This is a genomic window from Bacillus sp. AFS002410 (assembly GCF_002556365.1).
Classification (GTDB): Bacteria; Bacillota; Bacilli; order Bacillales; family Bacillaceae_G; genus Gottfriedia.
On sequence record NZ_NUEU01000002.1, the window covers coordinates 108,041 to 123,505 of the forward strand.

General features: G+C 34.0%; 10 protein-coding genes and 1 riboswitch. All 10 genes read right to left on the bottom strand.

Annotated features, from left to right (window positions below; all coding sequences use genetic code 11):
• Positions 1-220: 220 nt before the first annotated feature.
• The 10 genes from CN692_RS02530 to ppsA all read right to left on the bottom strand — a co-directional run bounded on the left by CN692_RS02530 (position 221) and on the right by ppsA (position 15,085).
• Complete coding sequence (locus CN692_RS02530; RefSeq protein ID WP_098117450.1) at positions 221-1,168, bottom strand: ABC transporter permease; 948 nt, start codon at positions 1,166-1,168, stop codon at positions 221-223.
• A gap of 3 nt (positions 1,169-1,171) precedes the next feature.
• Positions 1,172-2,239 (bottom strand): ABC transporter permease, encoded by a 1,068-nt coding sequence (locus CN692_RS02535; protein ID WP_098117451.1) that lies wholly within the window; start codon positions 2,237-2,239, stop codon positions 1,172-1,174.
• Positions 2,236-3,759, bottom strand: a complete 1,524-nt coding sequence (locus CN692_RS02540) for an ABC transporter ATP-binding protein (RefSeq protein ID WP_098117452.1) — start codon at positions 3,757-3,759, stop codon at positions 2,236-2,238. Before CN692_RS02540 ends, CN692_RS02535 begins: the two co-directional genes overlap by 4 nt.
• Positions 3,760-4,026: 267 nt before the next feature.
• On the bottom strand, positions 4,027-5,124 hold the full coding sequence (locus CN692_RS02545; protein WP_218923278.1) for a BMP family lipoprotein: 1,098 nt from the start codon (positions 5,122-5,124) through the stop codon (positions 4,027-4,029).
• A 171-nt stretch (positions 5,125-5,295) separates the two neighbouring features.
• On the bottom strand, positions 5,296-6,021 hold the full coding sequence (locus CN692_RS02550) for a GntR family transcriptional regulator (protein ID WP_098117454.1): 726 nt from the start codon (positions 6,019-6,021) through the stop codon (positions 5,296-5,298).
• Positions 6,022-6,269: 248 nt separating this feature from the next.
• Positions 6,270-6,371, bottom strand: a riboswitch (purine riboswitch).
• 61 nt (positions 6,372-6,432) lie between these two features.
• A complete protein-coding gene (locus tag CN692_RS02555) occupies positions 6,433-8,832 on the bottom strand; it encodes a DNA translocase FtsK (protein WP_098117455.1) in 2,400 nt (799 codons plus the stop codon).
• 123 nt (positions 8,833-8,955) lie between these two features.
• Positions 8,956-9,168, bottom strand: a complete 213-nt coding sequence (locus CN692_RS02560) for a YlzJ-like family protein (RefSeq protein WP_098117456.1) — start codon at positions 9,166-9,168, stop codon at positions 8,956-8,958.
• Entirely contained in the window at positions 9,165-9,848 is a 684-nt protein-coding gene (locus CN692_RS02565) for a ClpP family protease (RefSeq protein WP_257131817.1), read from the bottom strand. Before CN692_RS02565 ends, CN692_RS02560 begins: the two co-directional genes overlap by 4 nt.
• Before the next feature lie 168 nt (positions 9,849-10,016).
• Positions 10,017-11,675: a ribonuclease J gene (locus CN692_RS02570; protein WP_098117765.1), complete on the bottom strand. Its 1,659-nt coding sequence runs from the start codon at positions 11,673-11,675 to the stop codon at positions 10,017-10,019.
• 797 nt (positions 11,676-12,472) lie between these two features.
• The gene (ppsA, locus tag CN692_RS02575) at positions 12,473-15,085 is read right to left on the bottom strand and encodes a phosphoenolpyruvate synthase (RefSeq protein ID WP_098117457.1); all 2,613 of its coding nucleotides are present in this window, start codon (positions 15,083-15,085) and stop codon (positions 12,473-12,475) included.
• Between the last annotated feature and the right edge of the window lie 380 nt (positions 15,086-15,465).

Here is a 15,465-nt window from a genome sequence, read left to right on the forward strand (position 1 = left end):
ATTATTATTTACTCATATTTATTTCCAATATCTTCATTGTATCTCTAAATTTACCAAAAATAAAACCTACTGCTTAGTTTACCCAAAATATTTATTTCAAATAAAAAAGAAAGTTCCTATTTTCAGTACCTCCTTTTAAACCATATTTTAATGAATTTTCAAAACTGACTAAAAAAAAGCCTCCTATATATAATATAGGAGGCTTCTAAGAAAATATTATTTATCGTTTACCTTTTTCATAAGCAACACCAACAGATTTTGGTGCTTGTGAAGATTTTGAGAATATTACTAGCGCAATTAAAGTTACTACGTATGGGAATAGCTTTAATGCTAGTGGTGGTATATGAGCCAAACTTGGAATAACTTGCGATACATTGGCAATTGTTGTAGCAACACCAAAGAATAATGTTGCAGCTAAAATTCCAAGTGGTTTCCATTGTCCAAAAATTAATGCAGCAATCGCTAAGAAACCAAGACCTGCTACACTTCCTGTAAATTCGCCAGAGTAAGTTACTAAGATAATAGCTCCACCTAATCCAGAAAATGCACCTGAAATAATTACACCTAAATAACGAACACGGTATACATTAATACCCGCTGCATCAGCTGCTTGAGGATATTCACCACATGCACGTAGACGAAGACCAAGACGAGTTTTATAAAGTACAAATGTACTAATTAATAAAATCCCGATTACTAACCATGTTGTCGAATACGTATTTTTGAAGAATAAATCTCCAAGTATCGGAATGTCTTTTAATAATGGAATATCTGTACGAGTAATACCATTAATGCTGATATTACCTGATCCAGTTATATTTCTAGCTAAGAAAATCGTTAAAGCACCAGCAATCATATTGATTGCAATACCACTAATTACTTGATCAGCGTGTAAATTAATACTTGCGAATGCATGTAATAGTGAAAATAAAGCACCTGCAAGAACTGCAACTAGAATTCCTACCCAGATTACCCATGTTTCTCCTTGATGAGTTTCTTGAAGTTTAGAAATTGTTAAGGCACTTGAAAAACCTCCGACAACCATTAATCCTTCTAAACCGATATTTACGACACCGCTTCGCTCAGAAAATAAACCACCTAATGCTACGATTAATAATGGAATCGTATAGGCAATTGCATATGGGAAAATTTGTATAATTAAATCCATGCCTTATTTCACCTTCTCTCCTACATTGCTGTCCTTGTACTTGCGTGATTTAGTCACTCGATCAATAACTTTTTTAATTAAAATACTCGTTGCTGAGAAATAGATAATGATTGCAATAATAACATCAGCGATATCTGGTGGAATTGAAGTCATTGCACTCATAAAACCTTTACCAGAATATAAGATTCCAAAGAATATAGCTGAGAAAAATACTCCGATTGGCGTATTCATTCCTAAAAGTGCTACTGCAATTCCATCGAATCCTTCAGTAGGTAAAACACCAATTTGAATTAATGAAGAGTTACCAGCGAATTGAACTACACCAGCTAAACCAGCTAGTCCACCTGAGATCATCATTGATAAAATAACATTTCTGTTTACAGAAATCCCTGCATATTCAGCTGCACTACGGTTATAACCTACAGCCTTTAATTCATAACCTAATACTGTGCGGTTTATGATAAATGAAATAACGATTACCATAATAACTGCAACAAATAACCCGAAGTTTATATATGAATCTCCAAATAAACTAGATAAAAATGGCATTTTTAAAGTAGCAGAGTCTGCAAGCATTTTTGACTCAGTTTCTGTACTACCTTTAAAATATTGTGGAACTAAATAATAAACAGTCCAATAAGCAATCCAGTTCATCATAATTGTTGAAACTACTTCATGAACATTAAATCTTGCCTTTAATAATCCTGGAATAAATGCCCAAGCTGCACCTGCGATAAATGCTACAATAACCATCAAGGGAACTAAGATTAGTGTAGGCAAATCAACAGTTAAACCTACTGCAGAAGCACAAAACCCTGCAAAAAGCATTTGACCAGCTGCACCAATATTAAATAAACCTGTTCTAAATGCAAATGCAACAGAAAGTCCAGTTAAAATTAACGGAGTAGCAGTTGCTAATGTATTACCAATACGCTCCGGATCCTTTAATCCACCTTGGAATAAATAAGTAAATCCTTCTACTGGATCACTACCTGTAACAAAAATTAAGATTGCTCCAGCTATTAATCCTAATAAAATGGCAATTAGAGAAATGATTCCTCCTTTTTTCATGCCCCTTCACCTCTCCTTATACCAGCCATCATTAATCCTAATTCATCTTCATTCGTTTCTTTAGCATTAACAATATCAATGATTTCACCAGCATTTACAATTGCAATGCGGTCAGATAAATTAAGAACCTCTTCAAGCTCTAACGAGATTAGTAGAACAGCTTTTCCACTATCTCTTTGCTCTATTAATCTCTTATGAATATACTCAATCGAACCTACATCCAATCCACGTGTTGGCTGACACGCAATTAACAATTCCGGTTTAAGTTCAATTTCACGACCAATGATTGCTTTTTGTTGATTCCCACCAGACATTGATTCAACAACCGTTTTCGCACCTTCACCAGATCGCACATCAAATTCTTCAATAATTTTTTTTGCATGTTTAGCTATTGCTGCCTTGTCTAACACGCCATATTTAGAAAATGGTTCTTGATTATAAATCTCTAAAACTACATTTTCTTCAATTGTATATTCAAGAACAAGTCCTCTTTTTTGACGATCCTCAGGAATATGAGCAATACCACTATGAATTCTCTGACGAATACTATCCTTTGTAATATCTTTACCTTTTAGTAGAATAGAACCTTCTTCAATCGGTCTTAATCCAGTTATTGCCTCAACAAGTTCAGATTGTCCATTCCCTTCAACTCCGGCAATACCAACGATTTCACCTGCACGTACTTGTAAAGAAGCATTTTTTAAACCTAAAACTTTTTTATTATTTTTAACACTTAAATTATTAACATCTAGTACAACTTCGCCAGGTTTTGAGTCTTCTTTCTCTACCTTGAAAGACACCTGACGTCCGACCATCATAGAGGCCATTTCAGATTCAGAAGTTTGTTTAACACCAACTGTACCAATGTATTTTCCGTGACGAATAACTGTACATTGATCAGCAACAGCTTTGATTTCTTTTAATTTATGTGTAATGATAATAATTGATTTACCTTCATTAATTAAATTTTTAATTATTTTCATTAAATCTTGAATCTCTTGTGGAGTAAGTACTGCTGTTGGTTCGTCTAAGATTAATACTTCTGCATTACGATATAATGTTTTTAAAATCTCAACCCTTTGCTGCATCCCTACAGAGATATCTTCAATCTTTGCATATGGATCAACATTTAAGCCATAAGTTTTAGAAAGCTCTTCAATACGCTTTGCAGCTGTCTTGATATCGACTACTAACCCTTTTTTTGGCTCAAGACCAAGAATAATATTTTCAGTTACTGTAAAGTTTGAAACTAATTTAAAATGTTGATGAACCATTCCAATTCCTAGTTCATTTGCAACATTTGGGTTTGCGATTTTAACTTCTTTACCCTTGACCTTTATAATCCCTTTTTCAGGTGTGTACATTCCAAAAAGGACGGACATTAAAGTTGATTTCCCTGCTCCGTTTTCGCCTAATAAAGCATGAACTTCCCCTTTTTTTAATCGTAGTGTAATATTATCGTTCGCTAAAATGCCAGGAAACTCTTTTGTTATATTTAGCATCTCCACTACATATTCCATAATTTTCCTCCTTGTATATTACGAAGTCATTTATTTTTAAAGTTTTACTTGATTTCGAAATATTTTTCATAATTTTTTATTTTTAGGGAGGTTTTTTCTCACTCACCCGAAACTCACGCCCTAATCAATTGGAAGCTTTACCAATAAAAGTGCTTACAATTGATTAAGGCATGAAAATTCAAAATCATTTATAGGGTAGAAGAAGCATATAAAGGGATTCTCCTTTCCTATGCTTCTTCTACCAATTATTAAAAAGAAATTTACTAATTACTTAATTAAACTTCCTCTTTCACTTGCAACTACGATTTCACCAGACTTAATTTTGTTAAATACATCATTAACTTTTGTTAAAGTATCAGAGCTTAAGTTTGGATTTTCTTTTGGTAAACCAATACCGTCATTTTTTGCATCATAAGTTAAAGTTTGTCCACCAGGGAATTTTTTATCTTTTTCAGCTTTTACCATATCAGAAGCTGCTTTAGCTACACCTTTCATAGCTGAAGTTAAGATTACTGATTTGTTATCTTTATAAATACCATCAGCGTATTGATCTACGTCAACACCAACAACCCATACTTCTTTACCACTAGCAACTCTGTTTTTAGCTTCCGTAATAGCACCTTGTCCTACTCCACCTGCTGCAGAGAAGATCGCTTTAACGCCACGGTCATACATTTGAGCTGCAATTTGTTGACCTGCTGCTTTGTCTGTAAAGCTTCCAGAATATACTACGTTATTAGCTTTTAAAGAAATGCTTGTTCCAAGTTTTTCATTTGCATATTTAACACCTTGTTGGAATCCCCAGTTATATTTTTGAACTGCGGGAATTTCCATACCACCGATAAATCCAACATCACCAGTTTTTAATTGAACTGCTGTTGCAATACCAGCTAGGTAGCCAGCTTCATGCTCTGAGAAGAAGATTGAAACAGTGTTTTTCTTTACATCTGGCGTATAATCTTTTGCAGAGTGTGGTGTACCATCGATAATTACAAATTTGTCATCTTTATATTTATCTTGCGCTTTATAAATTGCCGTTTCAAATTTAAAACCAGGAGTAATAACAAATTTGAAGCCAGCATCATTTAAGTTACCGATTTCTTTTAAGTAATCCGCTTCAGTTTCTCCAGCAGGTTTTAAGTATTTAGTATCATTCTTAAGATTGAAACCTAATTCTTTAGCTCCTGCTTGGATTCCTTCCCAAGTACCTTGGTTAAATGATTTATCATCAATTGTACCCGAGTCAGTTACCATACCTACTTTAAATGCGCCTTTTGCGTCTTTTGTATCTCCACCTTTTCCACAAGCACCTAAAATTGTACCTGCTGCTAAGGCCATTGAAAGAACAAGACCAGCTTTTTTCATCTTCATAAAAATTTTGCCCCCTTAAATTTTTATTTACATTTGTACTAGCTTGGTATATAATCGTTACCTTAACGATCCACCTCCCTAATAATTTTTAATGAAATTTCTGATAATATTATTTACAAACCAGCCAAAACTTATTTTTCGTAAACATAATTTTGGCTATACAGTTTAATTTCTCTTTCTTAAAACATTAAAACTGAACTGATCCGCTCTGAAGTAATTATAAGAATGTAAAACTGCACGGTTTAAGTCATCAAAATGTAACTGTTCGATTAATAATAATGAAACATCTGGTTCACACTGTAACAAAGGGGATACTTTATCGTGGTATCCTATTGGCTCAATTCTTGCACTAGAGTATTCGATCGTTCGACCAGTTTCTTTTTGGATAAATGAAAAAAATGAATGATCTTCATATGATGGAACCTGTTTAAAATAATTTGTTGGTAATTTATCAATGCAGTAAACTACAGGTTCTCCATTTGCTGTTCGAATTCTTTCAACTACATGCATGCGATCATCTTCGGTAATTGTAAAACTTTTTAAATCTTCCTTTGTAGGAACTAATAGTTTAGAAGTTAAGAAGATTGTACCAGGCGTTTTACCAGCATCAATAATCATTTCTGAGACACTGCTTAATTGTTCAATACCTGTCCTAAAAATCGGTTTCGGTTTAACAAACGTCCCTACTCCATGTCTTCTAACTAAAATATTTTCTTCTTCTAAAACTCTTAATGCTTCTCTTAATGTTGCTCTACTGACTCCAAAAATTTTAGATAACTCATACTCTGATGGCAACTTATGATGTGGCAAATAAATACCATTCTCAATATCTTGTTTTATGCGATCCATCACTTGGAGATAAAGCAATCTGGTATCGGTTTTAATCTTCATTTCCCATCCCCCAAACTTCGGATTTCAGACATCAGTTGTTAGACATCTGTCGTATAATCCTTCTTTACTATACTGTTATTTTTTACTCATTTCAACACTTTTTTGAAAACGCTTTATTTTTTATTACTTTAATACAACTTTTGACTCGTTTAAACATAAAAAAACTCTTATAATCTACAGTTTCACTAGGTGAAAAAGCTAGATTATAAGAGTTTTTGATTTTTAGTTAAGTATAAAATCATTTCTCCATAATAATGCTTTTTCCCCATAGTATTGCAAATATTGGTTGCAATGTAGAAACTTCCGACCCATAACGCCGGATTTATATGAGGACTATCAATTTATCTGAAGAAATAATATCATTCTATGTCTAAAATTGTCAATAATGTTTCGACAATTTTTTTATTTTTATTAAGATAAGGCCTGTTCATCTTCTACAGGTTTACTAATTAATACTTCTCTCGGTTTACTGCCTTCATATGGACCAACAATACCATTTTCTTCCATAGCATCAATCAATCTAGCTGCCCTAGTATAACCTATTCTAAACCTTCTTTGTAGTAGTGAAACCGAGGCTGATTGCATGTTTGAAACTAACTCAACAGCTTCATTATAAAGATCATCATTCACTTCAGTTTTACCATCTTTTTCCTCTTTCACCATCATCTCTTCTTGGTATTGAGCCTTTTGTTGAGAGATCGAAAACTCAACAACTCTTTCAACTTCATCATCTGATAAAAATGCTCCTTGAACTCGAGTTGGTTTAGATGCACCTATAGGTTGGTATAACATATCTCCTCTACCTAATAGTTTTTCTGCTCCACCAGTATCAAGGATCGTACGAGAATCTGTTTGAGAAGATACACTAAAAGCAATTCGTGATGGTATATTCGCTTTAATGACCCCAGTGATGACATCAACCGACGGTCTTTGTGTAGCTATAATTAAATGGATACCTGCAGCACGAGCCATTTGCGCTAATCTTGTAATGGAATCTTCTACATCACTTGAAGCTACCATCATTAAATCTGCTAACTCATCTACAATAACAACGATAAATGGTAATAAAGGTTGCTTCGAATCAGTCATTGCGTTATTTTGTTTCGTTAAATCATTGTAACCTTCGATATTTCGAGTTCCTGAGTGTGAAAAAAGCTCGTATCTTCTTTCCATTTCACTAACAACTTTTCGAAGTGCTTGTGATGCTTTTTTAGGATTCGTTACAACTGGAGTTAATAAATGCGGAATCCCATTATAAACATTTAATTCAACCATTTTCGGGTCGATTAACATAAGTTTTACTTCAGAAGGTTTCGCATTCATTAGGATACTAACTATGATTCCATTTATACATACACTTTTCCCACTACCTGTTGCTCCAGCTACTAATAAGTGCGGCATTTTATTAAGCTCTGCAAACACAGCATCACCGGCAATATCTTTACCTAGCGATACTGCTAATGGATTTTGTAATTTAGGATTTTTCGCTTCGAGAACTTCTCTTAATAAAACCGTCGTTATACTTGTGTTAGGCACTTCAATTCCAACCGCTGATTTTCCAGGAATTGGAGCTTCAATTCGGATATCTTTGGCAGCAAGCGCAAGTGCTAAATCATCACTTAAATTGACAATTCGACTAACTTTTACACCTGCTTCAGGGTATACTTCATATTTCGTAACAGCTGGTCCATGATGTACTTTTGTTACAGCTGCTTTTACGCCAAAGCTTTGAAATGTTCTTTCAAGCTTGTCCGCATTTTCCTTTAATTTTGATTCATTTTCTCGTTTTTTAACGCCTTTTGGGTATGCCAATAAATCCAATGAAGGTAAAACATAATCTACTTTATCATCCATCCCAACTTCGGCGACTGGCAAGTCTATTGATTGATCATCTTCTTCAGCAAACTGTGCTTGAATCTGATTTGAATCACTTGCTACGGTAAATTTTGGCTCTTTAGGAGGCTGATATGTAGGAGAATATTCAATTTGAATTTCTTTTTTCGGTTCAACAGCCTCATTTTCATATGTATGATCAATATGATAATTCGGAATACTATTGTTTGGAACCTCTTCCTCAGTTTCTTCATATGAATCTTTTCTCGATTTTCTTTTTTGCTTTGCTTCAGCTCGTCTACTAGTTGTTGTTTTTTGTTCCCTTCCTCGCTTCCAGAAATTTGCAAAATCCTTCCAACTATCTGAAATAGTATTTCTTACTTTTGGCATCATATATTGATATAAATAACCGCCAAGTGGTTTTCCAGTAATAAACAATATCCCAGCAACAACAGCAATTATTCCAAAGAGAATCGCACCAGTTCGATCGAATAAGAAATATAATACTGCAAAAAGTAGCGCTCCAATCATCCCTCCACCAAGATCTACCGTACTAATTTTACCTTTAGCTTCGATAAGGAATAAATCTAGTGTACTCTTTATGACAGATTGATCTTTAAATTGATTATTTTTTGCTAATAAATCAAATAGAGTAACATGACTAAACATCAATATACTAAAGAAGATTAACAATCCGCCAATCGTTATACTCGAAACAAATGGAGGTCTTTTCCGGTAAATAATACTATATGCAGATAAACCGATAATAAATAAGAAGCTAAGCATATACCATTCGCCAAAGAAAAATCTCAAGAATAATACAAAGACCTTACCGACTATCCCAAGCTTTAAGATTGTGACAATCGAAAGTGCTAAAAATATTAATCCACTAATTTCATACCATATTGAGCCATGTCCCTTTGCTTGTCCATTTGATGACTTTCGAGCTTTTGACTTTTGCTGCTTCTGCTTTGCCATGTAATTCACCCCCATCTAAATTTGCAGATTCGCCAAAGAAAGCAGCCTTTTGGCTGCTTTCTTAAATTGAATTTATTATAACATATCAGAACATATGTTTACCATGTATTGTTAATAATTACCTCAAGATGGAAAAACTAAAATTCTTTGACCTGGTGAATATTGCATATAATGCTCTGGATCGGTACTGACAATTCTTCTAATTTCAAAAGCTGTCCCCCCAACACTATCAACTAACATAGGAACACCATTGTATTCCATAAATTGCTGTGAGGCATATTCTTTTTGATCAACAGGATAAATCGATTCAAGTGGCATAATTGTATAAAGAATCAAAATTCATTCTCCTCTTTAGTTGATTTTTCTTTTCTTTCATCAATTAATTCCTGTAATTTACCAAGTGCTTGCCCAATTCCACCAACATCGTCAATTAATCCATATTTTACTGCATCTCCACCGACTACATTTGAGCCGATATCTCTAGTTAAATTACCTTTTGTGAACATTAGTTCCTTGAACCGCTCTTCAGTAATATTTGAATGCTTCGTAACAAATCGAGTTACTCTTTCCTGCATTTTATCAAGATATTCAAACGTTTGTGGTACACCAATTACGAGACCTGTTAAACGAATTGGATGAATCGTCATTGTAGCTGTCTCAGCAATATATGAAAAATCAGTACTTACTGCAATTGGTACTCCAATACTATGTCCTCCACCTAAAACGATTGAAACAGTAGGTTTTGTTAAGGATGCAATCATTTCTGAAATTGCAAGTCCTGCTTCAACATCTCCACCAACTGTATTTAATATGATTAATAATCCTTCAATTTTAGGATTTTGCTCAATCGCTACTAATTGAGGTATCAAATGCTCATATTTAGTCGTCTTATTCTGAGGTGGTAATGCAACATGTCCTTCAATTTGCCCAATGATCGTTAAACAATGTATTTTTGAATCATTACTAGTCGGAACATTTGTTTGTCCTAACTGTTGAATTTTTTCAACGATACTCATGTCCTTTTGATCATTTGGCTTTGGAGGTGCTTCTTCGTTTGGTATTGGCGTTTCATTATTTGAATATGTCACAACGGTTCCCCCTATCATTTTCATACAAGTTAGTATGTGAAAATAATAAGGAAATCATACCCATCTTTGGAATATGAAGCGCTTAACCTTTGAAATTTATACTTCCATTAAGATTGGAAGAATCATCGGTCTTCTTTTTGTTTCTTCATATAAATAAGCACTTAATCCGTCTCTAATTGAATTTTTCAATAATGTCCATTCAATTTGATCGTTTTGCAACATTTTTTCAGTAATGTTTTTTACAATTTCAGTTGATCTCGTTATTAATTTTTCTGACTCACGAACATAAACAAATCCGCGAGTAATAATTTCTGGACCAGAGATAATCACTCTTTTTTGTTTATTAAATGTGACAACTACAATCAGTATGCCATCTTGAGACAGTAGTTTACGGTCACGCAATACAATATTTCCAACGTCTCCAACACCAATTCCATCTATTAGAACGTTCCCAGCTTCAACTCTTTCTGTTCGAGTAGCTTGGCCATTGTGAAATGAGACAATGTCACCTTTTTCAACAATAAATATATTTTCTTTTGCGATTCCTACTTCTTCTGCAATATGTGAATGTGCTTTTTGCATTCTAAATTCACCGTGAACTGGTATGAAGTAAGTAGGTTTCATCAACTCTAGCATCAATTTCAATTCTTCTTCATAACCATGGCCAGATACGTGGACTTTTTTATAACCATAAATCACATTCGCTCCAGCTCTAAATAATAGATTAACAGAAGACGCTACTAACATTTCATTACCTGGAATAGGCGTTGATGCCATTATTACAGTATCACCTTTTCGTATTGAAACTTGTTTATGTGTACCTTTTGCGATTTTAGAAAGTGCTGCCATTGGCTCGCCTTGAGTTCCAGTTGTTAAGATTACAATATCTCTTTCTTTAAAATTATCAGTATCGACTACAGAAATCATTAAATCCTCTGGAATTGTTAAATAGTCTAATTCCTTCGCTATTTCAATTGACTTCATCATACTACTTCCGACAACTGCTAATTTTCGCTCAGCTGCAACACATGCATTCATAACTTGTTGAATACGATAAATATTTGAAGAAAAACAAGCTACTAATACTCTTCCCTTCGCATACATTATTTCTTTTTTAATCTCTTCGGCTACTTTCTTCTCTGAACCTGAGAATCCTTGTCTTTCTGCGTTTGTACTATCTGAAAGTAAACATAGAACTCCTTTATCCCCGATAATTGCAAGTTTACCTAAATCAGCACCAGCAAAAGGACTTTTCGATTGATCAAATTTGAAGTCCCCGGTATAAACTACCGCTCCTTGAGCTGTATTTACACAAAAACCAAATGAATCTGGAATACTATGAGTAACTCTAAAAAAGCTAATAGAACTATTCTCAAATGTAAATAAGCTATTTTCATCATATAGTTCAAATTGCTCAAGGTTCTTTATTCCTTTTTCACTTAATTTTTCTCTAATAAATAAATAAGCTAATTTATTTGTATAAAACTTTACTTGAGGAAGCTTATTCATAATATATGGAATCGCACCAATATGATCCTCATGTCCATGTGTTATAAAAACTCCAACAATTTTATGAGCATTCTTCTCTAAATAACTGACATCAGGTATAACATGATCTATTCCGTACATTTCTTGCTCAGGAAATTTCAAACCCGCATCTAGCACGTATATCAAATCTCCTACTTCGACTATATACATGTTCTTCCCGACTTCACCTACCCCACCAAGGGCAAAAACTTTTACTTGTTCTTTCATTTCGTTCACCACAACCTGTTCCTCCTACATAATTCTTTAAATTTACAGACCGTTCAAAATCTTACAATTATTATATCCTAGTCCGAACAGGTAAAACAAGATACATTCTTCCTTATATAGGAAAATCGAATTACAAATGGTATGAAAAATGAACATGATGATGATCTTTTAAAGTGTAGAAGATTGGGGTAATGAGGGATGTGGGTACGTATAACAGCATGATGGTCAAAAACACTTAAAGGGGCATTATATCAGCGTAATTCTCAAAAACTCTTACTCATAACAGCTTCATGCGTAACTATATCAGCTAAATTCTCTAAAACACTTACTCATAAAGAGTTCATGAGTAACTAAATTAGCTAATTTATCAAAAACTCTTACTCATAAAGGGGTCATGAGTTACTATATCAGCTAAATTCTCAGAAACACTTACTCATAACAGCTTCATGAGTTACTATATTAGCTAAATTATCAAAAACAATTACTCATAACAGCTTCATGAGTAACTATATCAGCTTAAATATCAAAAAACGTACTCATAACAAATGCATGAGTACGTAAAAAATACAAGATGATTAAACAAACTAACTCTTAACAGACCGTAGTGGAAGCCCACTACTACCAACATTACTTACCTATGATTATGTTTGGCCCATATTTCAACAAACTGACCCCCATAATAATGGGGGCAGGCTGTCGAAAAGGTCGAGAGCATTTTCTTTTCGTAGTTATCAAATTCTAGGGCTGAAATGACATTTACAAAATTGAAAGAACAACAAAATGAAGTAGTTCAGCCATTATAATAATTCAATATATCCATCTGTTCCATTTACTCGAATTCGTTGTCCATCTTTTATAAGTTTTGTGGCACTTTCGACACCGACAACCGCAGCTAAACCATACTCACGAGCAATCACTGCCCCATGAGTCATTAGTCCACCAACTTCGGTTACGAGGCCTTTTATGGAAACAAATAATGGTGTCCAGCTAGGGTCGGTAAATGTCGTGACTAATATATCACCATCTTCTAAATCGGCATCTTCCATGTTTAAGATCACGCGAGCGCGTCCTTCAATAACCCCTGAGGATACGGCCAGACCTGGGATGGCATCAGGTGGAAGATTTTCTCGTTTATACTCACCTGTAATAATTTCACCATCAGATGTGATTACTCTTGGTGGCGTTAGTTTATTATAAAATTTGTACTCTTCTATTCGTTTGCTAATGATTTCATAATCAAGTTTATTTGTACGCACTACTTCGCAAAGTTCTTCAAAAGTTAGATAGTAAATATCTTCTTTATTATTAATGACGCTAGCTAAGGCCAGTTTTTCGGCTTCTTTCAATAAAGCCTGTTTATAAACGAAATAGCGATTAATCATGCCGTATTTTGGATATTCACGATAACCGATAAAATTTCGAAGTATGCTGATAACTCGTTTTGTTTCTTCTGCTTTCCTTTCACCATCTGGTAATAGCATTAATCGCTCAATTAGCTCATTTTCTTTTTTTAAGGCTTTTTGTTGCCCTTGCTCAAATTTCTGTTTGCTTGCATTAGGCTCAAAATTTTTAATATTATTTAAAATCATCGGAATAAGTGTAGTTGGTTTTTCGATCCAACGCGTTTTTGTAAGATCGATTTCTCCAGCACATCGCATTCCGTACTTGTTTAAATAATGATTGATAGCGTCTTTTGTTTCCTTCCCTCCATTAAACTTAATCAGTTCATCTAAAAAGTTTTCATCTTTTACATGTTGTAGAAAATTTATGATTTCAGGATATGGACGAATTACATCTGCAACATCCATTAACGAAAGACCCATTTCCGAAGTAATATTGTTAGAAACCGATAAAGATAATGTATCTGCTACGTTTTTTTCCCCTAACCACTTACTCATATTTTCATTAATCCAAGATGAAGCATCCATCCCAGTCCTAATTACTCCTGAGCTTTGTGGGTCAAATAGGATCGCCTGTAATGTTTGGATATCTTCTAAAATAAACTCTAATAAATTTGAACCTGATTTCGATTTAATGTTTTGCTTTAGCTCTTCGATTGATGCTTGATTCTTATTAATTAACTTAGTTATAAGCGTAGGATCGTTTTCTATTTGCGGTTTAAATTCGGTAGACGATAAATCTTTATTGTTTGGTTTTGGTATCGGTGCGTTATTTTCAACTGATGTCAATTTAATAAAATCACGTTCAACAACATTTAATAACGCGCCCTTTACAAGTGGGTCTGAGTTTCCTGCTACATCAATAAGCATTTTTCTGGCGGTAGGTGAAGCAAGATTGCGTGTAATATCAACAAACAACCTCCCTCCTGCTTTACGCATTGGCGCCTTAGTCGTTAACATAAAAAAAGACAATCCCAATGGTTTCATTGGATCAGTCATCATTTGATTATGGCCAACTGAAAGATAAACGTGATTTTCTTGATCATCCGCTTCAGGAATTGGGTATAGTGTTGTAATTGGTCTGCTTTGGACAATGTAAAATGTGTCATCAACAAGACACCATTCAATATCTTGTGGTTTACCAAAATAAGATTCTATATTTCTTCCTATATTTGCTAGTTGCAGTATTTGTTCGTCAGTCAAAGTTTGATTTTTTTGCTGTGCCGGTTCGATTGGTTGTGTTATTGTTCCTCCTTCAGGTCGCCCATAGATTGCTAATTTTTTGGTTGTTACCCTTTTATCAACGATTTCACCTTCACATACTTTATAACAGTCTCCAGAAACGATCCCTGAGACAAGAGCTTCACCAAGTCCAAAACTGGCATCAATTGATACTATTTTCCGGTTTGATGTAACAGGATCAGCAGTAAATAAAATCCCTGAAGCATGTGGAAAAACCATCTTTTGAACGATGACGGATAAATAAACTTGGCTATGGTCAAATCCATTTTGAATACGGTAAATTACTGCACGGTCTGTAAACAAGGATGCCCAACATTTGACAATATGCTGTAAGATTGCTTCTTTGCCGATGATATTTAAATAAGTGTCTTGTTGGCCAGCAAAAGACGCATGTGGTAAATCTTCAGCAGTTGCACTAGATCGAATTGCAAAGGCTTGATTTTCTTCATACTCGGAAAGATAGTTTGTAATTGCTGATATAACATCAGAAGGAATTACTGCCTCGAGTATGATTTCTCGAATTTCCCTGCTGATTTCTCCAATTTTATCTCGATCTGCTACTTTTACCATGTTTAGTTGTTCTAACAAAGTATGATACAATTCATTTTTTTCTATCGCTTTTTGAAAGCTAGCTGTTGTAATACAAAAACCTTTTGGGACATTTATTCCTTGAATTTTTGATAATTCTCCTAAATTTAACCCTTTACCTCCAACATGAAAAAGCTGATTTTTTTCAATTTCTAGAAAATCGAGAATAAAAGAACTCATTACACATCTCTCCTAACCAATTTTGTTATTTGATTTTAGCAGTAGTAAGGGAGAATAAACAGTCTATTTTAACTTGATATAAAATGGTATAATTAAAGTAGGAAGAGAAAATAAAATTAATGAGCACTCTGTTAGATGACTATACAGGGTGCTCTTTTTCATTTTTAAAAAACGATTTCAACTTTTTTACTGTTTTATATTTCCCCCTCTAATGAATAGCTAATCTCTCTTTTGAACTTTTATTTATCGAATGTAATTTTTAGATAAGAAAGGAATATGAATAATTTAGGAAGGGAGGTAATGCATGAATATAAATAACAGTGAGTCACATGATTTGAATCATTTTTCCGATAAACAACGTACTAATCCTCGAATAAATA